This window comes from Herbiconiux sp. UC225_62 (genome assembly GCF_042694625.1).
GTDB lineage: Bacteria > Actinomycetota > Actinomycetes > Actinomycetales > Microbacteriaceae > Herbiconiux.
On sequence record NZ_CP170551.1, the window covers coordinates 3,819,128 to 3,844,742 of the forward strand.

The following is a 25,615-nucleotide window of genomic DNA, read 5'->3' on the forward strand; positions in this document are numbered from 1 at the left end:
AACCGGCACTCGAAGGGAACCGGGACTTTGGGCGGATTGTTCGCCGGGCGGAAGCTACGCGTTAAGAGCGTGTTCCTGTGTTTCCAGTGTATACGGCCCCGGCTGAGTGCGGGCGAAGAGTTGCGGATGCACATCCAGCAGCACCCGGAGCGCCCCGACCCAGACCAGGGCCGAGCCGAGCAGGTGCAGCACCACGAGCCACTCGGGCAGCCCGATCAGCGCCTGCGTGACGCCGAGCGCCGCCTGCAGCACGACCACCACGACGAAGGTCAGCGCGCGCCGGCGGGCGATCTCCGCGCCCGGGATGCGGGAAAGGGCCACGAGGAGCACGACGCCGAGCGCGAGGGTCGCGAAGCCCAGTACACCGTGCACCACCGCGACATCCGCCCAGACGAAGGCCATGCGCGGCACGTCGGCGGAGTCGCCCGCGTGCGGGCCCGATCCGGTGACCAGCGTTCCCACCAGGATCAGCACCGCGGTGACCGCCACGAGCACCCACGCGAGCCTCCCCACCCAGCGCGGGAAGACGGCATCCGCGGACTGGCTGCGGTGCGCGCGGTGCCAGGTGAGCGTGGTGGTGGTGAGCAGCGCCACGGCGAGCACGAAGTGCATGGCCACGATGTAGGGGTTCAGCTCGCTCAGCACGGTGACCCCGCCGGCCAGAGCGTTGATGACGACGAGCCAGAACTGCGACCAGGCGAGCCGCGTCATCGTGCGGTCGCGCGGCGACTGCAGCCGTGCCGCGACGATGGCCCACCCCACGGCCGCGATCAGGACGCCGGTGAGCGCGCGGTTGGTGAACTCGATCACCCCGTGGATGCCGAGCTCGGGCGTCGTGGTGAGGGAGCCGGTGTCGCAGGCGGGCCAGGTGGGGCAGCCGAGCCCCGATCCGGTGACGCGCACCACACCGCCGGTGACGATGATGAGGATGCTCACCACGAGCGCCGCCGTGGTCCCCCAGCGGAGGGCCCGGGGCGTGAGGGTCCAGCGATCGGCGGCCCAGCCGAGGGGTGTCTTCACTGCGCTGCTTTCATCGGGGTGACTCAGAACGGCAGCAGCGGGTCGATCGCCACCGCGAGGAAGATCAGCGTGAGGTAGGTGATGGAGCCGTGGAACACGCGCATCGGCTTGATCGAGAGGTCGCGGATCGAGCGGCTGTAGAGCCGGTGCGACTCGAAGAGGAACCAGGCGCCCGCGGCGACCGCGGTGACCGAGTACACCAGGCCCATGTGCCCGACCGGGATGAGCAGCAGGGAGCACGCCACCATCGCCCAGGCGTAGAGCACGATCTGCAGGCCGACGACGACGCGGCCGCGCACCACCGCGAGCATCGGCACGCCCGCCGTCTTGTAGTCGGTGCGGTACTTCATCGAGAGCGGCCAGTAGTGCGGCGGGGTCCAGAGGAAGATGATGCCGAAGAGGATGAGCGCTTCCCAGGAGAGCGAGTTCGTGACGGCCGCCCAGCCGATGAGCACCGGCATGCAGCCGGCGGTGCCGCCCCAGACGATGTTCTGCGGGGTGCGGCGCTTCAGCACCAGCGTGTAGAGCAGCACGTAGATGAGGATCGCGAGCAGGGAGAGGGATGCCGCGAGCAGGTTGGTGAACACGGCGAGCCACACGATCGAGATGACCCCGATCGTCCACGCGAACACCAGTGCTTCGCGGTCGGAGAGCACCCCCGTGACCAGAGGCCGCTTCGAGGTGCGGTTCATCACGCGGTCGATGTCGCGGTCGAAGTAGCAGTTGAACGCCCCCGCACTGCCGGCGGAGAGGGCGCCGCCGATCAGGGTGGCGAAGACGAGCCAGAGATTCGGGATGCCGTTCTGGGCCAGGATCATGACCGGAACGGTGGTGACGAGAAGGAGCTCGATGACCCGTGGCTTGGTGAGGGCGAAGTACGCCTTCGCCTTCTCCATCGGGCTGATTCGCCGATGCTCGATCCGGCCGTCAACCGCTACGTCCATTACTCCTCATTACGTGCCCGTTGGTGAACCCCTGGCCAAGTCTATTCGATGGCGGGCGGCCGCCCTGTCCGCGCCCGTATGATTGACGCGGACGATTCCTTAGACAGGGATCGCAATCGAGAAGGGTCATATACCTCGTGGCGACACTCCAATGGGAACCCATTGACGACAAAGCAGTGAAGACGGTCAAAGTCCTGGCGGCAGACGCCGTCGAGAAGGTGGGGAACGGCCACCCGGGCACGGCGATCAGCCTCGCTCCGGCCGCGTACCTGCTCTTCCAGAAGGTCATGCGCAAAGACCCTCGCGACCAGCACTGGCTGGGTCGCGACCGCTTCATCCTCTCCGTCGGTCACTCCTCGTTGACCCAGTACATCCAGCTCTACCTGGGCGGCTACGGCCTCGAGCTCGACGACCTGAAGGCGCTCCGCACCTGGGGCTCGCTCACCCCCGGTCACCCGGAGTACGGCCACACCGACGGCGTGGAGATCACCACCGGCCCGCTCGGCCAGGGCCTCTCCTCGGCCGTCGGCTTCGCCTATGCCCAGCGCTTCGAGCGCGGGCTGTTCGACCCGGCGGCGGAGCAGGGCACCAGCCCCTTCGACCACCACGTCTACTTCATCGCCGGCGACGGCGACCTCGAAGAGGGCATCACCAGCGAGGCCTCCTCGCTCGCCGGCCACCAGCAGCTCGGCAACCTCATCGGCATCTACGACTCCAACCAGATCTCGATCGAAGACGACACGAACATCGCCTTCACCGAAGACGTCAAGGCACGCTACGAGGCGTACCACTGGCACGTGCAGGTCGTCGACTGGAAGAAGACCGGCGAGTACGTCGAAGACGTCCAGGCCCTGAACGACGCCATCGAGGCCGCCAAGGCCGAGACCTCGAAGCCGTCGCTGATCATCCTCAAGACGATCATCGGCTGGCCGAGCCCGAAGAAGCAGAACACCGGCAAGATCCACGGATCGGCGCTCGGCGCCGACGAGCTGAAGGGCCTCAAGGAGGTCCTCGGCTTCGACCCCGAGAAGACCTTCGAGGTCGACGCCGACGTGCTCGAGCACACCCGCGGCGCGATCGCCCGTGGCGCCGAGGAGCGCGCCGAGTGGCAGAAGGGCTTCGACGCCTGGGCCGAGGCGAACCCCGAGCGCAAGGCGCTGCTCGACCGGCTCGAGGCCGGCGAGCTGCCCGACGACCTCGAGTCCGTGCTCCCCGTGTTCGAAGCCGGCAAGGATGTCTCGACCCGTGCCGCATCGGGCAAGGTCATCAACGCCCTGGCCGAGGTCCTCCCCGAGTTCTGGGGCGGCTCCGCCGACCTCGCCGAGTCGAACAACACCACCATCGAGTCGGCGGCGTCGTTCGTGCCCGAGGTGCACTCCACCCACGAGTGGACCGGCAGCCCCTACGGCCGCGTGCTGCACTTCGGCATCCGCGAGCACGCCATGGGCGCCATCCTCAACGGCATCGTGCTGCACGGCAAGACGCGCCCGTTCGGCGGCACCTTCCTCATCTTCAGCGACTACATGCGCCCCGCGGTGCGTCTGGCCGCGCTGATGAAGGTCCCCTCGATCTTCGTCTGGACCCACGACTCCGTCGCGCTCGGCGAAGACGGCCCGACGCACCAGCCGATCGAGCAGCTCACCGCGCTCCGCGCTATCCCAGGACTCGATGTCGTGCGCCCCGCCGACGCCAACGAGGTGGGCCACGCCTGGCTCACCATCCTGGGCCGCCACCACAACCCGGCCGGCATCGCACTGACCCGCCAGAACATCCCGGTGTTCGAGCGTGGCGACGGCGACGCCTCGGGCGAGACCTTCGCCTCGGCGCGGAATGTTTCCAAGGGTGCGTACGTTCTTGCTGAAGCACCGAACGGAACGCCCGATGTCATCTTCATCGCCACCGGCTCCGAGGTGCAGCTCGCCGTCAACGCGCGAGCCATCCTGAAAGAAGAAGGCATCAATGCCCGCGTGGTCTCGGCCCCGAGCCTCGAGTGGTTCGAGGAGCAGAGCGACGAGTACAAGGAGTCGGTGCTGCCGGCATCCGTGAAGGCTCGTGTCTCGATCGAGGCCGGCATCGGTCTCGGCTGGCGCGGCTACGTCGGCGACGCCGGCCGCAGCGTGTCCATCGAGCACTTCGGCGCCTCCGCCGACTACAAGACCCTGTTCCGCGAGTTCGGCATCACCACCGAAGCCGCCGTCGAAGCAGCCAAGACGTCGCTGGCCGCCGTCAGTTCCAACTGAGCGTCAGCATCAAGGAGAAATGAAATGACTGAAGCAACACAGAAGCTTTCCGATGTCGGCGTGTCGATCTGGCTCGACGACCTGTCGCGCTCGCGCATCACGAGCGGCGGCCTGCAGAAGCTGATCGACGAGCAGAACGTCGTCGGCGTCACCACGAACCCCACGATCTTCGCGGGCGCCCTGGCCAAGGGCGAGGCGTACGACGAGCAAGTCGCGGTGCTGGCCAAGGCCGGCACGGATGTCACCACCGCCGTGTTCGAGATCACCACCGACGACGTGGCAGCCGCCTCCGACATCTTCAAGCCGGTCTACGACGCCACGAACGGCTTCGACGGCCGCGTCTCGATCGAGGTCGAGCCGGGCCTCGCCCACGACGCCGCCGCCACCATCGAGCAGGCCAAGGCGCTCTACACCAAGGTGAACCGCGAGAACGTGCTGATCAAGATCCCCGCGACGGTCGAGGGCCTCGAGGCCATCACCGAGACCATCGCCGCCGGCATCTCGGTCAACGTGACCCTGATCTTCTCGCTCGAGCGCTACCGCGACGTCATCAACGCCTACCTCGCGGGCCTCGAGAAGGCGAAGGAGGCCGGACACGACCTCTCGAAGATCCACTCCGTCGCCTCCTTCTTCGTGTCGCGCGTCGACACCGAGATCGACAAGCGCCTCGTGGCCATCGGTACCGACGAGGCCCTCGCCCTCAAGAGCAAGGCCGGCGTCGCGAACGCGCAGCTCGCCTACGAGGTGTACGAGCAGGCCTTCACCACCGAGCGTGCGAAGTTCCTCCTCGACGCCGGTGCGAACAAGCAGCGCCCGCTGTGGGCCTCGACCGGCGTGAAGGACCCGTCGGTTCCCGACACCACCTACGTGGTGGAGCTCGCCGCGCCCGAGGTCGTCAATACGATGCCCGAGAAGACGCTCGACGCGGTCTCCGACCACGGGGTCATCGAGGGCAACACCATCGCCGGCTCGTACGCTGCAGCGAACAAGGTGCTCGACGCGATCGGCGCCCTCGGCATCTCCTACGCCGAGGTCACCGAGCTCCTCGAGAAGGAGGGCGTGGAGAAGTTCATCGTCTCCTGGAACGAGCTCCTCGACACGGTCACCGCCGCACTGAACTCGGCCAAATGACCGTCGCGATCCACTCCTCGGGGGACGCCAAGAAGGCGATCCAGACCGTCGTTCCCCAGCTCGTGAAAGACCTGGTCGCATCAGGCATCACGGCGCAGGATCCGGCGCTCTGGGGCCCCGCGGCGGAGGCCGAGGCCGCCAAACGCCTCGGCTGGACCGAAGCGGTCTCGATCTCACGACCTTTGGTCGCGCAGGTCGAGGCGCTCCGGGCCCAGTTCCTCGAGCTGGGGATCGATCATTTCGTGCTGGCCGGCATGGGCGGTTCGTCGCTCGCGCCCGAGGTCATCACCCGCACGCTGGGCGTCGAGCTCACCATCCTCGACTCGACCGACCCGGGTCAGATCCGTGCCGCGCTGGCCGACCGGCTGGAGACGACGGTCCTGATCGCGTCGTCGAAGTCGGGCGGCACGCTCGAGACCGACAGCCAGCGGCGCGCCTACGAGAAGGCGTTCCGCGAGGTCGACATCGATCCGGCCGAGCGCATCGTGATCGTCACCGATCCCGGTTCGCCGCTCCAGACGCTGGCCACGGATGCCGGCTACCGCACCTTCCTGGCCGATCCGAACGTGGGCGGGCGCTACTCGGCGCTCACCGCGTTCGGACTGGTGCCTTCGGGCCTGGCCGGCGCGAACATCGGAGAGCTGCTCGACGAGGCCGACGCGATCTCGCTGAACCTCGCCGAGGACGGCGACGAGAACTTCGGGCTCATCCTCGGCGCCGCGATCGCCGGCACGCAGCCGCTGCGCACCAAGCTGGGGATCGTCGCCGACGGCACCCACATCGTCGGTTTCGGCGACTGGGTCGAGCAGCTGATCGCCGAGTCGACCGGCAAAGACGGCAAGGGCCTGCTCCCGGTGGTGCTCGACGTGAACTCGCCCGAGCTGACGGAGAACCTCCCCGACCTCCAGGTCGTCCGGCTGGTCTCCGACGCGCACGAGTTCCACCTCCGCGAGAAGCACCCGGGCGAGGTGCTGCTGAGCGGTTCGCTCGGCGCGCTCCTGCTCACCTGGGAATACGCCGTCGCGGTTGCGGGGCGACTTCTCGGCATCGATCCCTTCGACCAGCCCGATGTCGAGTCCGCGAAGGAGGCCGCCCGCGGTCTGCTCGACGACCGCCCGGCGCCCAGCGCTCCGGCGTTCGTCGACGGGGGCATCGAGGTGCGCGGCACCGCGGATTCCCTCACCGCACCGGGCACGGTCGCCGGCGCCGTGGACGCGCTGATCGCGCAGCTCCCCGCCGACGGCTACCTGGCGATCACGGCGTACCTCGACCGCGTCGCCTTCCCCCAGCTCGTCGAGCTCCGCGACCTGCTCGCGGCCCGCTCCGGGCGCCCCGTGACCTTCGGATGGGGACCTCGGTTCCTGCACTCCACCGGTCAGTACCACAAGGGCGGCCCGGCCGTCGGCGTGTTCCTGCAGATCACCGCGGACGCCACCGACGACCTCGAGATCCCCGACCGTCCGTTCACCTTCGGACAGCTCATCCAAGCGCAGGCCGCCGGCGACGCCGGTGTGCTGGCGCAACACGGTCGTCCCGTGCTCCGCCTGAACCTGACCGACGCGTCCACCGACGTGCCGGCCCTCTTCGCCGCGCTGCGCTGAACTGCACCACGCCAGATACAAGGAGTTCAATGCCTCCCGTTGAGATAACGCCGGAGTACAACCCGCTCAGGTTGCCGACGGACCGCCGACTGAACCGGATCGCCGGGCCCTCGGGCCTCGTGATCTTCGGAGTCACAGGCGACCTGTCGCGCAAGAAGCTGATGCCGGCGGTCTACGACCTCGCCAGCCGGGGGCTGCTCCCGCCCGGCTTCTCCCTCATCGGCTTCGCCCGGCGCGATTGGGAGGACCAGGACTTCGAGCGGGTCGTGCACGACTCCGTCAAGGAGCACTCCCGCACCCCCTTCGATGAGGACGTCTGGCGCCAGCTGTCCGAGGGCATCCGGTTCGTCTCGGGCGAATTCGACGACGACCAGGCCTTCGAGCAGTTGAAGACCACGATCGACGAGCTCGACCGCGATCGCGGAACGATGGGCAACTACGCCTTCTACCTGTCGATCCCGCCGAAGGCGTTCCCGCTCGTCACCGAGCAGTTGCGCCGTTCGGGTCTGGCCGACCAACGGGAGGACCGCTGGCGCCGCGTCGTCATCGAGAAGCCCTTCGGCAGCGACCTGAAGACCGCGATCGAACTCAACGAGGTCGTGGAGTCGGTGTTCCCGCCCGACTCGGTGTTCCGCATCGACCACTACCTCGGCAAGGAGACGGTCCAGAACATCCTGGCCCTGCGCTTCGCTAACCAACTGTACGAGCCCATCTGGAACGCCAACTACGTCGACCACGTGCAGATCACGATGGCGGAAGACATCGGAGTGGGCGGCCGTGCCGGCTACTACGACGGCATCGGAGCGGCACGCGACGTCATCCAGAACCACCTGCTCCAGCTGATGGCGCTCACCGCCATGGAAGAGCCCATCTCGTTCGACGCCGCGGATCTGCGCGCCGAGAAGGAGAAGGTGCTCGCCGCGGTGAAGCTTCCGGATGACCTCAGCACCGTCACGGCGCGCGGTCAATACTCCGGTGGTTGGCAGGGCGGCGAGAAGGTCCTCGGCTTCCTCGAGGAAGACGGCATGAACCCCGAGTCCACCACCGAGACCTATGCGGCCGTGCGGCTCGACATCGGCACCCGGCGCTGGTCGGGCGTTCCGTTCTACCTGCGGGCGGGCAAGCGCCTGGGCCGACGGGTGACGGAGATCGCGGTCGTGTTCAAGCGCGCACCGCAGTACCTCTTCGCGGAGAGCCAGACCTCCGAGCTCGGCCAGAACGCCCTCGTGATCCGGGTTCAGCCCGACGAGGGTGTCACGATCCGTTTCGGCTCGAAGGTGCCCGGCGCGGGCGTGCAGGTGCGCGACGTGACCATGGACTTCGGCTACGGCCATGCCTTCACCGAAGCCAGCCCCGAGGCCTATGAGCGCCTCATCCTCGACGTGCTGCTCGGCGACCCGCCGCTGTTCCCACGCCAGAAGGAGGTCGAGCTCTCCTGGATGATCCTCGACCCCATCGAGGAATACTGGACCACGCAGGGTCAGCCCGAGCAGTACCGCCCCGGAACCTGGGGGCCGGCTTCGGCCGACGAACTGCTGGCCCGCGACGGAAGAACTTGGAGACGTCCGTGATCGTCGATCTGCCTGACACCACTACGAGCAAGATCTCGAAGTCGCTCGTCAAGATCCGTGAGGAGGGCGGCGCCGTCGCCCTGGGCCGCGTGCTCACCCTCGTGATCGTGACCTCGCTCGGCGAGGAGGAGGATGCGATCGAGGCGGCGAACGACGCCTCTCGCGAGCACCCGATGCGCGTCATCGTGGTCTCCACCGACCACGAGAACGACGGCATGAACACCGGACGCGGCGCGCGGCTTGATGCCCAGATCCGTGTCGGCGGAGACGCCGGCGCGAGCGAGGTCATCGTCCTGCGCGCTTACGGCGCCGCCGCGAGCGACCAGGAGGGCCTCGTCACGGGCCTCTTGCTCTCGGATGCCCCGGTGGTCGTCTGGTGGCCCGGAGCGGCCCCCGACGACGTGTCGACCTCGAGCCTCGGCCGCATCGCCACGCGGCGCATCACCGACTCCTCGAACCAGTCGAACCCCTACGAGGCCCTTCTCAGCCGCTCGAAGAGCTACGCCCCCGGCGACACCGACTTCGCGTGGACCCGGCTGACCCTGTGGCGGGCGCAGCTCGCCGCGGTGCTCGACCAGCCGCCCTACCAGCCGGTGACCGCGGTCGAGGTGTCGGGAGCATCCGATTCCCCGTCGACGATGCTGCTCGCCGCGTGGCTCCGCCACCAGCTGAAGGTGCCGGTGAAGTACGGCCTCGCCCCCCGGGCGAACGGGTCCAGCGGCATCCACGGCGTCATCCTCACGCGAGACGCGGGACCGATCGAACTGGTGCGCGAAGTGCCCAATGTGGCACGACTCAGCCAGCCGAACCAGCCCACGCACGACCTCTCGCTCCCCCGCCGCAACCTGCGGGACTGCCTGGCCGAGGAGCTGCGGCGACTCGACCCGGATGACCTGTATGGTGAAGTCATCTCCCAAGGACTGGTCGAGTTGCTCGAGAAGAACGACGGCAGCGCGCGCGACGCGGTCTGAATTTGATTGGTCAAGCCCTATGACAACTGATCGTCGTGTTCTCGTTCACCCCGACAAGGAGTCGCTGGCCGGCTCCGTCGCCGCGCGGTTCATCACCAAGGTCATCGACATCCTCGACGAGTTCGACGATGCGACCGTGGTGCTGACGGGCGGCACCATGGGGAGCGCGGTGCTCGCGGCGATCCGTTCGTCGGCGGCCGCCGACACGATCGACTGGTCGCGCATCAACTTCTGGTGGGGCGACGAGCGGTTCGTGCCGAAGGGCGACCCCGACCGTAACGACCTGCAGGCGCGCGAGGCCCTGCTCGACCACATCCCGATCGACGAGTCGCGCGTGCACGCCTTCCCCGCCTCCGACGAGGTCGCCGACCTCGACGAGGCCGCTCGGGTCTACGCGCGCGAACTCGCCGCCGCGGCGCCCGAGGGAGCGGACTACCCGCGCTTCGACATCATGTTCCTCGGTGTCGGGCCCGACGGCCACATCGCGTCGCTCTTCCCCGGCCACGATGAGATCCGCATCACGGATGCGACGGTCGTGCCGGTGCGCAACTCCCCCAAGCCGCCGCCGGAGCGGCTCAGTCTCACCCTGCCCGTCATCCAGTCGGCCGACCGCATCTGGATGGTGCTGGCCGGCGCCGACAAAGCCTCGGCGATCGGGCTGGCCCTCGCCGGTGCGAGCACGGACGAGGTGCCTGTGGCCGGCGCTCAGGGCCGCAAGCGCACGGTCTTCTTCGTCGACCGCGAGGCGGCCGCGGAAGTGCCGGAATCGCTCATCGCGCCCAGCTACTGATCGAGCAGCAGCTCCTTAACCACTGAAAGGGAGGCCACTCACGTCATTGTGAGGGCTTCCCTTTCAGGTTTCGGTGACGACTTCGCGTCAGGAGGCCGTGCCTCGGCGCGCTCGGAGCTGCTGCAGCGCGTCTTCGAGAAGCTGCTCCGCCTCCTTCTCGGTACGGCGCTCCTTCACGTAGGCGAGGTGCGTCTTGTACGGCTCGAGCTTCGCGACCGACGGCGGGTTCTCCTTGTCACGACCGGCCGGCAGCCCCGAGGTGGGGCAGTCGATGATCTCGGGGATCTCCTCGTCGGGCAGGTTCGCCGCGAAGTACCGCACGGTCTCGTTGCCCAGAGCGTCCCAGTACGAGACCTGGATGCGCTCGGCGTGGAAACCCCTGTCTTGTTCGCCCATGGGCCCCGCGCCGACGCGGGATCCGCGGATCGCGCTTCCTCCTGATGCCATGCTGTTGCCCCCTAAAGGCTGGTGTCGAACTTGGTGATCAGTCCGAGCACGACGATGCTGCCGACCCAGACCAACCCGAGGATGACGGTGATGCGGTTGAGGTTGCGCTCAGCCACACCGGACGCGCCGAGGTTCGAGGTGACTCCGCCGCCGAACATGTCGGACAGACCGCCACCGCGCCCCTTGTGGAGAAGGATGAGAAGGGTCAAGAGCAGGCTCGTGATTCCGAGCACCACCTGGAGGATGACCTGAAGGATTTGCACTGCTTGCTTGCCTTTCACATACGGGAGAGCCGGGTCGCTCCCCCGAAGACCACAGGTTAGTATAACCCGGAGGTCACACGCCGACGTGCTTCTGGTACCGCACGATGGCCGCAAACTCCGCAATGTCGAGGCTCGCGCCACCGACGAGGGCGCCGTCGACGTTGGGCTCGCGCATGAAGCCGGCGATGTTGCCCGACTTGACGGAGCCGCCGTAGAGGATGCGCGTCGCTGCTGCCGCGTCGGCGCTGAGGCTCTCGGCCACGACCGCCCGCAGCGCCGCTCCGACCGTCTCGGCCTGCTCGGGCGTCGCCGCCTGGCCGGAGCCGATGGCCCAGACCGGCTCGTAGGCCACGACGACGTCGGCGTCAGGCTTGAGACCCTCGAGGGCCACCTTCAACTGAGCGACCGGAACGGCGCTCTGACCGTGCTTCTCGAGGTCCTCCGCGGTCTCGCCGACGCAGATCACGGGCACGAGACCGTGCTTGACGGCGGCCTTGACCTTCGCCGCCACGATCTCGTCGGTCTCGCCGTGCAGCGTGCGCCGCTCGGAGTGCCCGATGATCACGTAGGTGCTGTCGAGACGGCTGAGGAACTCGCCGGAGATCTCACCGGTGTAGGCGCCGGAGTCGTGCTGCGAGACATCCTGACCGCCGTAACGGATGGAGAGCTTGTCGGCCGCCACCAGGGTCTGCACCGAGCGCAGGTCGGTGAACGGAGGGAAGATCGCGACCTCGACGTCGTCGAAGTCGTGCTTCGCGTCGTTCAGCGACCAGGCGAGCTTCTGCACGAAGGCGATGGCCTGCAGGTGGTCGAGGTTCATCTTCCAGTTGCCCGCGATCAGGGGCGTGCGCTTCAGGACCATCCGAGGACCTCCAGGCCGGGGAGACGCCTGCCCTCGAGGAATTCGAGACTGGCACCGCCTCCGGTCGATATGTGACCGAACTGGTCGTCGGAGAAGCCGAGAGCGCGCACAGCGGCCGCGGAGTCCCCCCCGCCGACGACACCGAGGCCGTCGACTTCGGTGAGTGCCGCCGCGACGGCACGGGTGCCCTCGGCGAACGGCGCGAGCTCGAACACGCCCATCGGGCCGTTCCAGAACACGGTGTTCGAGGCGACGATGATCTCGGCGAACGCTTTCGCGGTGTCCGGACCGATGTCCAGACCCAGACCGGATGCGCCGAACGGCGTCTCCTCGATGGCGTCGGCCGCCGTGACCTGGACGTCCGCATCCGCCCCGAACTTCGAGGCGACCACGACGTCGGTGGGGAGCACGATGGTGACACCGAGCTCTTCCGCCTTCGCGAGGTAACCGCGCACGGTGTCCAGCTGGTCCTCTTCGAGGAGGCTGGAACCGACCGCGTGCCCCTGTGCTTTGAGGAAGGTGAAGAGCATCCCTCCGCCGATCAGCAGCGAGTTCACCCGCGGCAGCAGGTGACCGATGACGCCGAGCTTGTCGGAGACCTTCGAACCGCCGAGCACCACCGTGTAGGGGCGCTCGGGGTTCTCGGTGAGCTTGTCGAGCACCTCGAGCTCGATCTGGATGAGCAGGCCGGCGGCGCTCGGCAGCAGTTCGGCGAGGTCGTAGACGCTCGCCTGCTTGCGGTGCACGACGCCGAAGCCGTCGGAGACGAAGGCGTCTCCGAACGCGGCCAGGCGCTCCGCGAACCCGCGACGCTCCGCCTCGTCCTTGCTGGTCTCCCCCGGGTTGAACCGGAGGTTCTCGAGCAGGGCGACGTCGCCGTCTTCGAGGCTGCCGACGGCATCCTCGGCCGCCTGGCCCACGGTGTCGTGGGCGAACACGACCGGCTTGCCGAGCAGCTCGCTGAGGCGCTGCGCCACCGGCTCCAAGGTGTACTTGGTGTCGGGTGCGCCGTCGGGACGGCCGAGGTGGCTGATCACGACCACCCGGGCGCCCTGGTTGATGAGGGCGTTCATGGTGGGCAGGCTCGCGCGCACGCGCCCATCGTCGGTGATGACCCCGTCCTTCACAGGAACGTTGAGGTCACACCGGACGATGACGCGCTTGCCCGCGAGCGAACCGAGGGAGTCGAGAGTGCGGAGCGTCACTGGTTCGCTGATCCGTTCTACAGTCGGTCTGCGACGTACTCGGTGATGTCGACGAGACGGTTGGAGTAGCCCCACTCGTTGTCGTACCACGAGGCGACCTTGACCTGGTTTCCGATGACCTTGGTGAGGCCGGCGTCGAAGATCGAGGAGTGCGGGTCGGAGACGATGTCGCTCGACACGATCGGGTCTTCGGTGTAGCTGAGGATGCCCTTGAGCGAGTCGTTCGCGGCGTTCTTGTACGCCTCGTTGATCTGCTCGACGGTGGCCGGCGTGCTGAGCTCGACGGTCAGGTCGGTGATCGAGCCGGTCGGGACCGGAACGCGCAGCGCGTAGCCGTCGAGCTTGCCGACGAGCTCCGGGATGACCAGGCCGAGCGCCTTGGCGGCACCGGTCGACGTCGGGATGATGTTGACCGCGGCGGCGCGGGCACGGCGGAGGTCGCTGTGCGGGCCGTCCTGCAGGTTCTGGTCGGCCGTGTAGGCGTGCACCGTGGTCATCAGACCGCGCTCGATGCCGAAGTTGTCGAGCAGCACCTTGGCGAGCGGCGCGAGGCAGTTCGTGGTGCAGGAGGCGTTGGAGATGATGTCGTGCACAGCGGGGTCGTAGGTGCCCTCGTTGACGCCGAGCACCAGGGTCGCGACATCCGAACCGGTGGCCGGAGCGGAGACAATGACCTTCTTGGCACCGGCGGCGATGTGCTGACGCGCGTCGTCGCTCTTGGTGAAGCGGCCGGTCGACTCGATGACGATGTCGACGCCCAGCTCGCCCCAGGGCAGGTCGGCGGGGTTGCGCTCGGCCAGCACGATGATCGGCTTGCCGTTGACGACGATCTTGTCGCCGTCGAGCTCCACCTTGGCGTCGAGACGGCCGGTGATCGAGTCGTACTTGAGCAGGTGCGCGAGCGCCTTGTTGTCGGTGAGGTCGTTGACCGCGACGATCTCGAGCTCACTTCCCTTGGCGAGGGCGGCGCGGAAGAAGTTGCGACCGATGCGGCCGAAGCCGTTGATGCCGATCTTTACAGACACGAATTGCTCCTGTTGCTGGGGCCCGCGAGGGCAGGGTGGTGGGTAGCGGTAGAGGGGGCGCCGGGGCGGTCAGGGACGCGCCCCGGCGGAATCCTGCGTCGCTACGACAGTATCAGCAGGCCGGAGGTCTTCTCGCGGGCTGCTGCGAAGCGCTCGGCCACGTTCGACCAGTTGACGATGTTCCACACGGCCTTGATGTAGTCGGCACGCACGTTGAGGTAGTCGAGGTAGTAGGCGTGCTCCCAGACGTCGAGCATGAACAGCGGAACGACGCCGGCGGGGATGTTGCCCTGCTGGTCGAAGAGCTGGAACAGCGACAGGTTGCCACCGATGACGTCGTAGCCGAGCACGGCCCAGCCGGAGCCCTGAACGCCGAGTCCGACGGCCGTGAAGGCGGCCTGGAACTTCTCGAACGAGCCGAAGCGGTCGTCGATGGCGGCGGCGAGCTCGCCCTCCGGGGTCTGGGTGTCGGGGGTGAGGTTCGTCCAGAAGATCGAGTGGTTGACGTGGCCGCCGAGGTTGAAGGCCAGGTCTTTCTCGAGCTTGTTCACGTTGGCGAGGTTGCCGGATTCGCTGGCCTCGGTGAGAGCCGCGAGAGCGGTGTTCGCGCCCGCCACGTAGGTGGCGTGATGCTTGTCGTGGTGCAGCTGCATGATCTTGCCGCTGATGTGCGGCTCGAGTGCCGCGTAGTCGTACGGCAGTTCCGGCAGAGTGTACTCAGCCATTGTGATGATCTCCTCGTGATAGAGGCCGCCAACCCGTTGAGCGGCGGCTGTGAGTGACCTCTTCAGTCTATTGCGTTCCGCTGGACGCTCAGTCGTCGAGATCCGGCGGCAGATTGGCTTCCGTGCCCGGGATGCCGAGGTCGGAGGCCTGCTTGTCGGCCATCGCGAGGAGGCGGCGGATACGGCCCGCGATCGCGTCCTTCGTCATCGGCGGATCGGCGTGGTGGCCGAGTTCGTCGAGGCTGGAATCGCGGTGGGCCAGGCGCAGCTCGCCCGCGTACTTCAGGTGCTCGGGGATGTCGTCGCCCAGGATCTCCATGGCCCGTTCGACTCTCGCGCACGCGGCGACGGCGGCCTGCGCCGAGCGCCGCAGGTTCGCGTCGTCGAAGTTCACCAGGCGGTTCGCGGTGGCCCGCACCTCGCGACGCTGGCGCATCTCCTCCCACTTCGTGACGGTGTCGGCCGCGCCCATGATGGCCAGCATCGCGGCGATCGCCTCGCCGTCGCGGATGACCACCCGGTGCACCCCGCGCACCTCGCGCGCCTTGGTGGAGACGCCGAGCCGCGAGGCGGCTCCGACCAACGCCATGGCGGCCTCGTTGCCGGGACAGGTGACCTCGAGAGCGGCGGAACGGCCGGGGTCGGTGAGGGAACCGGCGGCGAGGAAGGCCCCGCGCCAGACGGCGGCGAGGTCGTCACGCGCTCCGGTGGTGAGGCGGTTGGGGAGGCCGCGGATCGGCCGGCGGCGCGCATCCAGGAGCCCCGTCTGACGGGCCAGGGTCTCTCCGCCGTCGAGCACACGCACGAGGTAGGTGCCCTCGCGACGGACGCCCGAGGGGGCGATCATCGACACGTCGCCCTTGACCCCGTAGAGCTCGGCGAGGTCGCGCAGCACCCGCTTCACGATGTCGGGGGTGTCGAGCTCGGCCTCGATCGCGATGCGCGAGGAGATGAGGTGGAGTCCTCCGGCGAAGCGCAGCACCGTCGCGAGTTCGGCGGCGCGCACGGTCGTCTTGCTGACCTCGACGCGGGCCAGTTCGTCTTTGACGTCGGCGGTGAGTGCCAAAATGCAAACCTTCTTCTCTTAGCGGGCGTTCATTCACGTTCTGTTCACCCGGCGCGAGCGAGACGCATGCCTCCGGCCGGGTGCCGCCGTCACTCCCGACCGAGGTCGCGGTGCTTGACGTTCACGACCACGCCGGGATACTTGGCGATCTGGTCGGCGAGCTCACGCGCGACGGCGACGGAGCGGTGCTTGCCGCCCGTGCATCCGATCGCGATCGTCGCGTGTCTCTTGTTCTCTCGCTGATACCCCGCGAGAACGGGTTCGAGTGCTTTGCCGTACGCGTCGACGAACTCGCGCGCTCCGGGTTGTCCGAGCACGTACTCCGCGACGTCGGGGTCGAGGCCCGTGTGGGCGCGCAACTCCGGCACCCAGAACGGGTTCGGCAGGAACCGCGCGTCGGCGATGCCATCGGCATCGGTCGGCGCGCCGTACTTGAAACCGAAGCTCATCACGGTCACCTGGACGCCGGCCGTGTCGGCGGTGGAGAACCGCTCCTGCACCACGGTGGCCAGCTGGTGGATGTTGAGGTCGGAGGTGTCGATCACGATGTCGCTCGACTCGCGGATGGGGCTGAGCCTCGAGCGCTCCGCGCCGATCCCGTCGAGCAGTGTTCCGTTGCCCTGCAGCGGATGCGGGCGCCGCACCTGCTCGAAGCGGCGCACCAGCGCCTGGTCGGTGGCCTCGAGGAACACCACGCGCAACTGGATGCCGCCGCGGAGCGCCTGGATGATCTCCTGCAGGTCGGAGAAGAAGTCGCGGCCGCGGACATCCACCACCGCGGCGATGCGCGGGAGGGTCGAGCCGGCGTGCTCGGCCAGATCGACCAGGGGCCGGAGCATCTGCGGCGGCAGGTTGTCGACCACGTACCAGCCGAGGTCCTCGAGCGCATTGGCGACGGTGGAACGACCCGCGCCGGACATGCCCGTGACGATCAGCACTTCCTGCTGCTGGGGTGGTTCCGGGGTCATCGTGCGCTTTCGCTTGGAAGGGATCGTGGGGGTCTGGGCCGTGCGTCTAGCCTATCGACAGGAGTCGGTCACCGGGACAGAGTGGAGCGGATGCTCTCGGCCAGCAGGGGGCCGATGCCCTTCACCTCGGCGATCGCCGTGGCATCCGCCTTCTTCAGCTCGCTCACCGAGCCGAAGTGCTTCAGCAGCTCCCGCACGCGGGACGGCCCGAGGCCGGGGACGTCGCTCAGCACGCTCGAGATGTCGCGCTTGCGCCGGGCCCGCTGATGGGTGATGGCGAAGCGGTGCGCCTCGTCGCGGATGCGCTGGATCATGAACAGGGCTTCGCTGCCGCGCGGCAGGATGACCGGGTAGTCGGTGTCGGGCAGCCACACCTCCTCGAGGCGCTTCGCGATGCCGGCCAAGAAGATGCCCTCCACGCCGGACTCCTCGAGCGCGCGGGCGGCCGCGTTCACCTGCGGCTGGCCGCCGTCGACGATGAGGAGGTTGGGTGGATAGGCGAACTTCTTGCGGCGCTCCTGCACCACCAGCTCCTCGGCCGCACTCTCGGCGGGACCCTCGCCCTCGGTGAAGGTCTGGTCGGGCTCCCCCGACGATTCCGCCGCCTCGGCGGGCTGCTCCTTCAGGTAGGCCAGTCGGCGCGTGATCACCTGGTAGATCGACTCGGTGTCGTCGGTGGAGTCGGCGATGGAGAAGCGGCGGTACTGGTCTTTGCGGGCCAGGCCGTCTTCGAACACCACCATCGAGGCGACGATGTTGGTGCCGGCGAGGTGCGAGACGTCGAAGCACTCCATGCGGAGCGGGGCATCCGTCATCCCGAGCGCTTCCTGGATGTCGGTGAGCGCCTGCGACCGGGCCACGAAGTCGGAGGAGCGCCGGGTCTTGTAGAGCATCAGGTTGTTCTTCGCGTTCATCGACGCCGTCTGCATCAGGGCCGCCTTCTCGCCGCGCTGAGCCGTGTGCAGCTTGACCTTGCCCTTGGCGCGCCGCTCCCCCAGCCAGGTCTCGAGCTCGGCGGTGTCGTCGGGCAAGGCGGGGACGATGATCTCGCGCGGCGGCTGCTCACCCTCGTAGGCCTGCTGGAGGATCGAGTCGACGAGCTCGGCGGTGTCGACGTCGATCTCCTTGTCGACCGTCCACGAGCGCTCTCCGCGGATGCGCCCGCCCCGCACGATGAACTGCTGCACGCTGGCAGCCAGCTCGTCGTGCTCCACGCCGAAGACATCGGCGTCGACGCCGTCACGGAGCACCACGGCGCTCTTCGCGAGCACGGCCTCGAGGGCCTGCAGCTGGTCGCGGTACTTCGCGGCGGCCTCGTAGTCCTGACGCTCGGAGGCCTTCTTCATGTTCTTGCGCGCGGCCGAGACGAAACGCGTGTCACCGCCGGCCATGAACGCCACGAAGTCGTCGACGATCTTCCGGTGCTCCTCGATCGTGACCTTCCCCGAGCACGGCCCGCCGCAACGGCCGATCTGGCCCGGGAAGCAGGGCCGCCCGGTCTGCATGGCGTGCTTGTAGCTCGAGTCGGAGCAGGTGCGGATGGGGAACGCCTTGATCATCAGATCGATGGTGTCCTTCACCGCCCAGATCTTCGGATACGGCCCGAAGTAGCGGGCGCCCTTGATCTTGTGGTTGCGCGTCACCATCACGCGCGGAGCCTCGTCGCCGAGCGTCACCGCCATGAACGGGTAGGTCTTGTCGTCGCGGAACTTGACGTTGAACGGCGGGTCGAACTCCTTGATCCAGGTGTATTCGAGTTGCAGCGACTCGACATCCGTCGCCACCACGGTCCACTCGACGCCGGCGGCGGTGGTGACCATGCGCCGGGTGCGCTCGTGCAGGCTCCGTAACGGGGCGAAGTAGTTGCTGAGCCGCGCCCGGAGGTTCTTCGCCTTGCCGACGTAGAGCACACGGCCGGATGCGTCTTTGAAGCGGTAGACGCCCGGTTGCGTGGGGATCTCCCCGGCCTTCGGGCGGTAGGAAACAGTGTCAGCCATGGTTGATCCAATTCTCGCATCCGGCGCCGACATCGAGCGCGTCTACGATCGGTGAGGAGTGCGCGCTGAGCGGACAAGGAAGAGGTGCACGATGGGTGTCAAGCGGCAACGGTCCCGGCGGCCCGGTCAGCGGAGCACGGCGACGCCGTCGACGGCCGCCACGAAGGCTCTGTTGATCGGCTTCGAGCGCTGGTACACGCGGCACCTCGCCGCCGACGGCCACGACCACCAGCCGGCTGCCCAGACCGTGGCGCTGCTGGCCGACCTGTTCGAGCGCAGCCGCGGCGCGCTGCACGATCCCGGCGCTGACGTGCTGGAAGAGCTGCTGGCCTCGGTCGATGCCGATCCCGAGGCCGCGAAACAGCTCCCCGAGGTCATCGACGTGCTCGAGCACTACCTCGACTTCGCCGTGGAGACGGATGTCTGGACCGCCACGGATGCCCAGATCGACGAGAGCGCCGAGGTGCTGGAGGTGGCGTTCGAGTTGAGTACGGGCCTCCTGCTCTATCTGCTCGATGCCCTCGACGAGGTCGAGGACGTGCCCTCGCAACTGTCGCGTTCGGCGTTCGCGGGACTGAGCCCGCTGATCAGCACACCGGCCGATCTGCTCGCGCGGCTGCGTGCCGCGCTCGGTGTCACCGGGGAGAACCCCGGGGAGGTGCCGGTGCCGCAGGCCCTGGCTGTCGAGCGCGTGATCGGCCTGCTCTGCGTGGCCACCGATCCGGGCCTGCTCCCCGACCGGTCGGAGGAGCGCATCCGCTCGATGCTCGACACGGCGGCCGGCGTCACCGACGAGGAGGCACGCGCGGCGGACGCGTTGACCGACAGGATCCTCGCCGAGCTCGAGGCCGACGGGATCCTCCGCACCGCTGTCGCCGACGGCTTCGGCGACGGCTCCGGTCCTACCGTCGACCCCGGCGTCTCTCGACGCGAGGCTCCGGTCGGTCTCCGCCCGGCTCTGGCCGACGCCGTGCTCGAGGTCGCCGACGACCTGGGCCTGCTCGATGACGACGCGGTGAACCCGCATCCGCCGGGCGCGGCGCTCCAGGTGAAGATCGCCGTGGTCGACAGTCGGCCCGCCGAGTGGCGCCGGCTCCTGCTCGCCGCCGACTCCGACCTCGGCGAGCTGCACCTCGCCACCCAGCTCACACTGGACTGGCCGAACGACGAGCCGCACGAGTTCACTGTCGACAGCGAACCGGGCTCCGTCTTCACCTCGATCGACAGCCTCGCCGACGACGATGCGGTGAGCGCGAACGAGAACGCCGTCGAGGAGAACGGCGTGCAGGTCGGCGAACTGCTCGTCGAGGTGGGCGACGAACTCCGGTACCGCTACGGCGCCCCGTCGCCGCGTCTCCTGGTGATGCGGCTGGAGTCGGTCGTCGACGCGGACTCCCGGCCACTCCCCCGCTGCGTGGGCGCGTCGGCCGGCGTGGACGTGGCCGAGACCGACCGACTGGTCGCCCCGCTCCGTTTGCGGTGACCGTGCTCCGGCCGGACCACGACGGTGGCCCGGCCGGCTCGCGTCAGCGCGTGGCGGGGGCGGCGAGAACCTCTTTGAGGAACCGGCCGGTGTGGCTCGCCTCGATCTTCGCGACCTTCTCCGGCGTGCCGGTGGCGATGATCGTGCCGCCACCCGATCCGCCCTCGGGGCCGAGATCGATGAGCCAGTCGGCCGACTTGATCACGTCGAGGTTGTGCTCGATCACGATCACCGTGTTGCCCTTGTCGACCAGGCTGTTCAACACCAGCAGCAGCTTCCGCACGTCTTCGAAGTGCAGACCGGTGGTCGGCTCGTCGAGCACGTACACGCTGCGGCCGTTCGAGCGACGCTGCAGCTCGGTGGCCAGCTTGACGCGCTGCGCCTCGCCGCCGCTCAACGTGGTGGCGCTCTGGCCGAGACGCACGTAGCCGAGACCCACCTCGACCAGGGTGTTGAGGAAGCGGTGGATGGCCGAGATCGGCTCGAAGAACTCGGCCGCCTCGGAGATCGGCATGTCGAGCACCTCGGCGATGTTCTTGCCCTTGTAGTGCACCGCCAGGGTGTCGCGGTTGTAGCGCGCACCACCGCAGACCTCGCACGCGACGTAGACGTCGGGCAGGAAGTTCATCTCGATCTTGATCGTGCCGTCTCCCGAGCAGGCCTCGCAGCGACCGCCCTTGACGTTGAACGAGAATCGACCGGGGAGGTAGCCGCGGGCCTTCGCCTCGGCCGTCTCGGAGAAGAGCGTGCGGATGCGGTCGAACACGCCCGTGTAGGTCGCCGGGTTCGACCGCGGGGTGCGGCCGATGGGCGCCTGGTCGACGTGCACCACCTTGTCGAGGTTGTCGAGCCCGAGCACCCGCTTGTGCTTGCCCGGGAGCTTGCGCGCCCCGTTCAGCTGGTTGGCCATCACGCGGTAGAGGATGTCGTTCACGAGACTCGACTTGCCCGAGCCGCTGACACCGGTGACCGCGGTCATGACGCCGAGCGGGAAGTCGGCGCTCACCTTCTTGAGGTTGTTGGCCTCCGCGTCGATCACCGAGATCACCCGCTTGCGGTCGATCGGGCGACGCTTCTTCGGCACCTCGATCGACTTGCGGCCGGAGAGGTAGTCGCCGGTGAGCGAACGGGTGTTGGCGAGCAACTCGTCGTAGTGCCCGGAGTGCACCACGGTTCCGCCGTTCACACCGGCACCGGGACCGATGTCGACGATCCAGTCGGCCGTGCGGATGGTGTCTTCGTCGTGCTCCACGACGATCAGGGTGTTGCCGAGGCTCTTCAGCTTCACCAGCGTCTCGATCAGGCGCCGGTTGTCGCGCTGGTGCAGACCGATCGACGGCTCGTCGAGCACGTAGAGCACCCCGGTGAGACCCGAACCGATCTGCGTCGCCAGGCGGATGCGCTGGGCCTCGCCACCGGAGAGTGAACCGGCCGCACGGGCCAGGCTGAGGTAGTTGAGCCCGACCTCGATGAGGAAGTCGAGGCGTGCCTTGATCTCGCGCAGCACCTGGGCGGCGATCATCGCCTCGCGGTCGGTGAGCGTGAGCTCGCCCATGAACTCCTGGGCTTCGATGAGACTGAGCTCCGCGACATCCGCGATGCTCCGCTCGTTGACCGTGACGGCGAGCACTTCGGGCTTGAGGCGCTTGCCGTCGCAGACCGGGCACGGCACCTCGCGAAGGTACTCGCCCCAGCGGGCACGCTGCGAATCGGAATCGGCCTGGATGAACTGGCGCTCGATGTAGGGCATCACGCCCTCGAAGCCCGAGGTGTAGCTCATCTCGCGGCCGTAGCGGTTCTTCCACTTGACCTTGACCTCGAAGTTGTTCCCGCGCAGGATCGCCTCCTGCACGTCGGGCTTCAACTTCTTCCACGGCGTGCTCAACGAGAAGTCGAGGTCGCGGGCGAGGCCCTCGAGCAGCTTCTCGTAGTACTGGAACAGGCCCTTGCCCTGGGTGGTCCACGGGATGATGACGCCGTCGTTGATGCTGAGGTCTTCGTCTCCGAGGAGGAGATCCTGGTCGACCGACATCCGGGTGCCGAGGCCGGAGCACTCCGGGCAGGCGCCGAACGGGGCGTTGAACGAGAAGGTGCGCGGCTCGATCTCGGTGAGCTGGATGGGGTGCTGGTTGGGACAGGAGAGCTTCTCGGAGAAGGTCTGCCAGGCCTCGGGGCCGTTCTCGTCGACGTAGTTGATCTGCACCAGCCCGTCGGTGAGGCGCAACGCGGTCTCGAGCGAGTCGGTGAGGCGCCCGAGGATCTCCGGACCGGCGACCAGACGGTCGACCACGACCGAGATGTCGTGCTTGAACTGCTTCTTCAACTTCGGCGGCTCGGTGAGCTGGATGAGGTCGCCGTCGACGATCGCCCGCGAATAGCCGCTCGCGGAGAGCTCCTTGAAGAGGTCGACGAACTCGCCCTTCTTCTGCGAGACGACGGGGCTGAGGATCTGGTAACGGACGCCCGGCTCGAGCTCCATCAGCTGGTCGGCGATCTGCTGCACCGTCTGCGCCGAGATGATCTCGCCGCAGATGGGACAGTGCGCGATGCCGATACGCGCCCAGAGCAGACGCATGTAGTCGTAGATCTCGGTGATCGTGCCCACCGTCGACCGCGGGTTGCGGTTCGTCGACTTCTGGTCGATCGACACCGCCGGGCTGAGGCCCTCGATGAAGTCGACATCCGGACGGTCGACCTGCCCGAGGAACTGCCGGGCGTAGGCGCTCAGGCTCTCGACGTAACGGCGCTGACCCTCGGCGAAGATCGTGTCGAACGCGAGGCTCGACTTCCCCGATCCGGAGAGCCCGGTGAACACGACGAGGGAGTCGCGCGGGATCTCGATGTCGACATCGCGCAGGTTGTGCACGCGGGCGCCATGGACGCTCAGCTTTCCGCTCGAGCCGTGGCGGAACTCCACCGGCTCGACCGGGACCGGGACGGGCCGAGGGGCCAGGGAATCAAGGGAATCTACGCTCGAAATCGACACCCCGAAAGTCTATGTCGACCCTCCGACACTGGCGTCGGATTACGCTCAGGGCTCAGCCTTCGCCCATCCTCTGCCGGCCACGTGCGCTCCGCGCTTCGCGTTCCCGGGCGACATGGATGGAGATCTGCACCCCACGACGAAATGGATGGATCCAGAGCTCGGATCTGGCCCGATCTCCATCCAGTTGTTACGGCGCCCCGGGATCGCGTCGCCCCGGCACGCGCGAAAGGCGCGACGGGCTGCGGCGGGTCAGCTGATGTGTCCGGCCTTCTCCATCTGGCGCAGCTCCCGTTTCAGCTCGGCGACCTCGTCGCGCAGACGACCGGCGAGCTCGAACTTGAGTTCGGCCGCCGCTTCGAGCATCTGGCTGTTGAGGTCGGCGATGATGCCCTCGAGATCGTTCGCGCCCGCCGCTGCGATGCCCTCGCGGCGCAGGTTCGGCGTGGGGCTCTTCTTGCCCCGGCCCGAGCGCTCGCGCAACAGCTCCGCCGTGTCGGCGCCCTCGCGGGCCAGCGCCTCCGTGATGTCGGCGATGCGCTTGCGGAGCGGCTGCGGGTCGATGCCGTGCAGCGTGTTGTACGCCACCTGCTTCTCGCGTCGGCGATCGGTCTCGTCGATCGCGAGGCGCATCGAGTCGGTCATCTTGTCGGCGTAGAGGTGCACCTCGCCGGAGACGTTGCGGGCCGCGCGTCCGATCGTCTGGATGAGCGAGGTCGAGGAGCGCAGGAAGCCCTCCTTGTCGGCGTCGAGGATGGCCACCAGCGACACCTCGGGCAGGTCGAGACCTTCACGCAGCAGGTTGATGCCGACGAGCACGTCGTAGACCCCCATCCGCAGCTCGGTGAGCAGCTCGACCCGGCGGAGGGTGTCGACATCGGAGTGCAGGTAGCGCACCCGCACTCCGGCCTCGGTGAGGAAGTCGGTCAACTCCTCGGCCATCTTCTTCGTGAGGGTGGTGACGAGGACGCGTTCGTCGCGGGCGGCGCGGAGCCGGATCTCCTCGAGCAGGTCGTCGATCTGACCCTTCGACGGCTTCACGATGAGCACCGGGTCGATGAGGCCGGTGGGGCGGATGATCTGCTCCACCACCCCGTCGGCGATGCCCATCTCGTACTTGCCCGGTGTGGCGGAGAGGTAGACGGTCTGGCCGACGCGGTTCTTGAACTCGTTCCACTTCAGCGGCCGGTTGTCGAGTGCGCTCGGCAGGCGGAAGCCGTGGTCGACCAGGGTGCGCTTGCGCGAGGAGTCGCCCTCGTACATGGCGCCGATCTGCGGCACGGTGACGTGCGACTCGTCGATCACCACGAGGAAGTCGTCGGGGAAGTAGTCGAGCAGGCAGTGCGGAGCCTCACCGGGCATCCGGCCGTCGATGTGCCGCGAGTAGTTCTCGATGCCGGAGCAGAAGCCGATCTGCTGCATCATCTCGAGGTCGAAGGTGGTGCGCATGCGCAGACGCTGCGCCTCGAGCAGTTTGCCCTCGCGCTCGAGCACGGCCAGGCGGTCGTGCAGCTCGGTCTGGATGGTCTCGATGGCGCGGTGCATGACGTTCGTGTCGGCCACGTAGTGCGAGCCGGGGAACACCGAGACGTTGTCGAGCTTCTGCACGATGTCGCCCGTGAGCGGATGCAGGCTGTACAGGCCCTCGATCTCGTCGCCGAACATCTCGATGCGGATGGCGAGCTCCTCGTACATCGGGATGATCTCGATGGTGTCGCCGCGCACCCGGAAGTTGCCCCGCGAGAAGTCGATGTCGTTGCGCTGGTACTGCATGGAGACGAAGCGGCGGATCAGCCAGTCGCGATCGACCTTCTGGCCCACCTGCAAGGCGATCATCGCGTTGAGGTACTGCTCAGGGGTGCCCAAGCCGTAGATGCAGGAGACGGTCGAGACCACCACGACGTCGCGGCGGCTGAGCAGCGAGTTCGTGGTGGAGTGGCGCAGACGCTCGACCTCCGCGTTGATCGACGAGTCCTTCTCGATGAAGGTGTCGGTCTGCGGCACGTAGGCCTCGGGCTGGTAGTAGTCGTAGTACGACACGAAGTACTCGACCGCGTTGTTGGGCATCAACTCGCGGAACTCGTTGGCCAGCTGAGCAGCCAGGGTCTTGTTGTGCGCGAGCACCAGCGTGGGGCGCTGCACCTGCTCGATGAGCCACGCGGTGGTGGCGGACTTACCCGTTCCCGTGGCGCCGAGGAGCACGACATCCGTCTCGCCCGCGTTGATGCGGCCCGCCAGTTCGGCGATGGCGGCAGGTTGGTCACCACTCGGGGTGTAGTCGCTGACGACCTCGAAGGGGTGAACAGAGCGAGTGGGTTCCATG

The 25,615-nt window shown here is 67.8% G+C and carries 20 protein-coding genes; 7 read left to right on the forward strand and 13 right to left on the reverse strand.

The features are described from left to right. Positions 1-54: 54 nt before the first annotated feature. Together ACFJGU_RS18700 and ACFJGU_RS18705 are read right to left on the reverse strand one after the other, a co-directional pair. Entirely contained in the window at positions 55-1,020 is a 966-nt protein-coding gene (locus ACFJGU_RS18700; RefSeq protein WP_382305561.1) for a heme A synthase, read from the reverse strand. 23 nt (positions 1,021-1,043) lie between these two features. Continuing rightward, on the reverse strand, positions 1,044-1,964 hold the full coding sequence (locus ACFJGU_RS18705; RefSeq protein ID WP_382305564.1) for a heme o synthase: 921 nt from the start codon (positions 1,962-1,964) through the stop codon (positions 1,044-1,046). A gap of 137 nt (positions 1,965-2,101) precedes the next feature. On the opposite strand from ACFJGU_RS18705, the gene tkt reads away from it, so the two are divergent. From tkt to pgl, 6 genes are read left to right on the forward strand one after another with little or no spacing between them, the layout of a single operon-like run. Continuing rightward, positions 2,102-4,204 carry a transketolase gene (gene tkt, locus ACFJGU_RS18710; RefSeq protein ID WP_382305566.1) on the forward strand — a complete coding sequence of 701 codons (2,103 nt, stop codon included), beginning with the start codon at positions 2,102-2,104 and terminating at the stop codon, positions 4,202-4,204. Positions 4,205-4,228: 24 nt separating this feature from the next. Then, positions 4,229-5,335 (forward strand): transaldolase, encoded by a 1,107-nt coding sequence (gene tal / locus ACFJGU_RS18715; protein WP_382305568.1) that lies wholly within the window; start codon positions 4,229-4,231, stop codon positions 5,333-5,335. Then, a complete protein-coding gene (locus ACFJGU_RS18720; protein WP_382305569.1) occupies positions 5,332-6,936 on the forward strand; it encodes a glucose-6-phosphate isomerase in 1,605 nt (534 codons plus the stop codon). Before tal ends, ACFJGU_RS18720 begins: the two co-directional genes overlap by 4 nt. 29 nt (positions 6,937-6,965) lie before the next feature. Continuing rightward, positions 6,966-8,507 carry a glucose-6-phosphate dehydrogenase gene (gene zwf / locus ACFJGU_RS18725; RefSeq protein WP_382305570.1) on the forward strand — a complete coding sequence of 514 codons (1,542 nt, stop codon included), beginning with the start codon at positions 6,966-6,968 and terminating at the stop codon, positions 8,505-8,507. After that, on the forward strand, positions 8,504-9,478 hold the full coding sequence (locus ACFJGU_RS18730; RefSeq protein ID WP_382305572.1) for a glucose-6-phosphate dehydrogenase assembly protein OpcA: 975 nt from the start codon (positions 8,504-8,506) through the stop codon (positions 9,476-9,478). The genes zwf and ACFJGU_RS18730 overlap by 4 nt, the downstream gene beginning before the upstream one ends. Positions 9,479-9,497: 19 nt before the next feature. After that, positions 9,498-10,268, forward strand: coding sequence for a 6-phosphogluconolactonase (gene pgl, locus ACFJGU_RS18735; protein ID WP_382305574.1), 771 nt, complete (start codon positions 9,498-9,500; stop codon positions 10,266-10,268). 87 nt (positions 10,269-10,355) lie between these two features. Here the strand turns inward: pgl and ACFJGU_RS18740 are convergent, their stop codons facing one another. From ACFJGU_RS18740 to uvrC, 9 genes are all read right to left on the reverse strand, one after another. Continuing rightward, positions 10,356-10,715, reverse strand: a complete 360-nt coding sequence (locus tag ACFJGU_RS18740) for an RNA polymerase-binding protein RbpA (protein ID WP_382305576.1) — start codon at positions 10,713-10,715, stop codon at positions 10,356-10,358. Positions 10,716-10,726: 11 nt separating this feature from the next. Beyond that, positions 10,727-10,978, reverse strand: a complete 252-nt coding sequence (gene secG, locus ACFJGU_RS18745) for a preprotein translocase subunit SecG (protein WP_022894976.1) — start codon at positions 10,976-10,978, stop codon at positions 10,727-10,729. 73 nt (positions 10,979-11,051) lie between these two features. Then, positions 11,052-11,840: a triose-phosphate isomerase gene (gene tpiA / locus ACFJGU_RS18750; RefSeq protein WP_382305578.1), complete on the reverse strand. Its 789-nt coding sequence runs from the start codon at positions 11,838-11,840 to the stop codon at positions 11,052-11,054. Then, positions 11,831-13,045, reverse strand: coding sequence for a phosphoglycerate kinase (locus ACFJGU_RS18755; protein WP_382305580.1), 1,215 nt, complete (start codon positions 13,043-13,045; stop codon positions 11,831-11,833). Before ACFJGU_RS18755 ends, tpiA begins: the two co-directional genes overlap by 10 nt. Before the next feature lie 17 nt (positions 13,046-13,062). Next, a complete protein-coding gene (gap, locus tag ACFJGU_RS18760; protein ID WP_382305582.1) occupies positions 13,063-14,070 on the reverse strand; it encodes a type I glyceraldehyde-3-phosphate dehydrogenase in 1,008 nt (335 codons plus the stop codon). Between the two features lie 101 nt (positions 14,071-14,171). After that, complete coding sequence (locus tag ACFJGU_RS18765; RefSeq protein ID WP_382305584.1) at positions 14,172-14,795, reverse strand: superoxide dismutase; 624 nt, start codon at positions 14,793-14,795, stop codon at positions 14,172-14,174. Between the two features lie 88 nt (positions 14,796-14,883). Further along, the gene (gene whiA, locus ACFJGU_RS18770) at positions 14,884-15,861 is read right to left on the reverse strand and encodes a DNA-binding protein WhiA (protein ID WP_382305586.1); all 978 of its coding nucleotides are present in this window, start codon (positions 15,859-15,861) and stop codon (positions 14,884-14,886) included. 89 nt (positions 15,862-15,950) lie between these two features. After that, positions 15,951-16,829, reverse strand: a complete 879-nt coding sequence (gene rapZ / locus ACFJGU_RS18775) for an RNase adapter RapZ (protein WP_382305588.1) — start codon at positions 16,827-16,829, stop codon at positions 15,951-15,953. Positions 16,830-16,897: 68 nt separating this feature from the next. Beyond that, complete coding sequence (gene uvrC, locus ACFJGU_RS18780) at positions 16,898-18,826, reverse strand: excinuclease ABC subunit UvrC (protein WP_382305590.1); 1,929 nt, start codon at positions 18,824-18,826, stop codon at positions 16,898-16,900. 91 nt (positions 18,827-18,917) lie between these two features. Here uvrC and ACFJGU_RS18785 point away from each other — a divergent pair, with 91 nt between their 5' ends. After that, entirely contained in the window at positions 18,918-20,309 is a 1,392-nt protein-coding gene (locus tag ACFJGU_RS18785) for a hypothetical protein (protein ID WP_382305592.1), read from the forward strand. A gap of 43 nt (positions 20,310-20,352) precedes the next feature. On the opposite strand, the gene uvrA is transcribed toward ACFJGU_RS18785, so the two are convergent. Next, the gene (gene uvrA / locus ACFJGU_RS18790; protein WP_382310442.1) at positions 20,353-23,226 is read right to left on the reverse strand and encodes an excinuclease ABC subunit UvrA; all 2,874 of its coding nucleotides are present in this window, start codon (positions 23,224-23,226) and stop codon (positions 20,353-20,355) included. Positions 23,227-23,544: 318 nt separating this feature from the next. Beyond that, complete coding sequence (gene uvrB, locus ACFJGU_RS18795) at positions 23,545-25,614, reverse strand: excinuclease ABC subunit UvrB (protein WP_382305594.1); 2,070 nt, start codon at positions 25,612-25,614, stop codon at positions 23,545-23,547. Position 25,615 lies beyond the last annotated feature (1 nt).

Coding starts and splice junctions, on each gene's coding strand:
- ACFJGU_RS18705 (WP_382305564.1), bottom strand. CDS start 1,964: ATGGACGTAGCGGTTGACGGCCGGATCGAGCATCGGCGAATCAGCCCG.
- tal (WP_382305568.1), top strand. CDS start 4,229: ATGACTGAAGCAACACAGAAGCTTTCCGATGTCGGCGTGTCGATCTGG.
- ACFJGU_RS18720 (WP_382305569.1), top strand. CDS start 5,332: ATGACCGTCGCGATCCACTCCTCGGGGGACGCCAAGAAGGCGATCCAG.
- zwf (WP_382305570.1), top strand. CDS start 6,966: ATGCCTCCCGTTGAGATAACGCCGGAGTACAACCCGCTCAGGTTGCCG.
- pgl (WP_382305574.1), top strand. CDS start 9,498: ATGACAACTGATCGTCGTGTTCTCGTTCACCCCGACAAGGAGTCGCTG.
- ACFJGU_RS18740 (WP_382305576.1), bottom strand. CDS start 10,715: ATGGCATCAGGAGGAAGCGCGATCCGCGGATCCCGCGTCGGCGCGGGG.
- tpiA (WP_382305578.1), bottom strand. CDS start 11,840: ATGGTCCTGAAGCGCACGCCCCTGATCGCGGGCAACTGGAAGATGAAC.
- ACFJGU_RS18765 (WP_382305584.1), bottom strand. CDS start 14,795: ATGGCTGAGTACACTCTGCCGGAACTGCCGTACGACTACGCGGCACTC.
- rapZ (WP_382305588.1), bottom strand. CDS start 16,829: ATGACCCCGGAACCACCCCAGCAGCAGGAAGTGCTGATCGTCACGGGC.
- uvrC (WP_382305590.1), bottom strand. CDS start 18,826: ATGGCTGACACTGTTTCCTACCGCCCGAAGGCCGGGGAGATCCCCACG.
- ACFJGU_RS18785 (WP_382305592.1), top strand. CDS start 18,918: ATGGGTGTCAAGCGGCAACGGTCCCGGCGGCCCGGTCAGCGGAGCACG.
- uvrB (WP_382305594.1), bottom strand. CDS start 25,614: ATGGAACCCACTCGCTCTGTTCACCCCTTCGAGGTCGTCAGCGACTAC.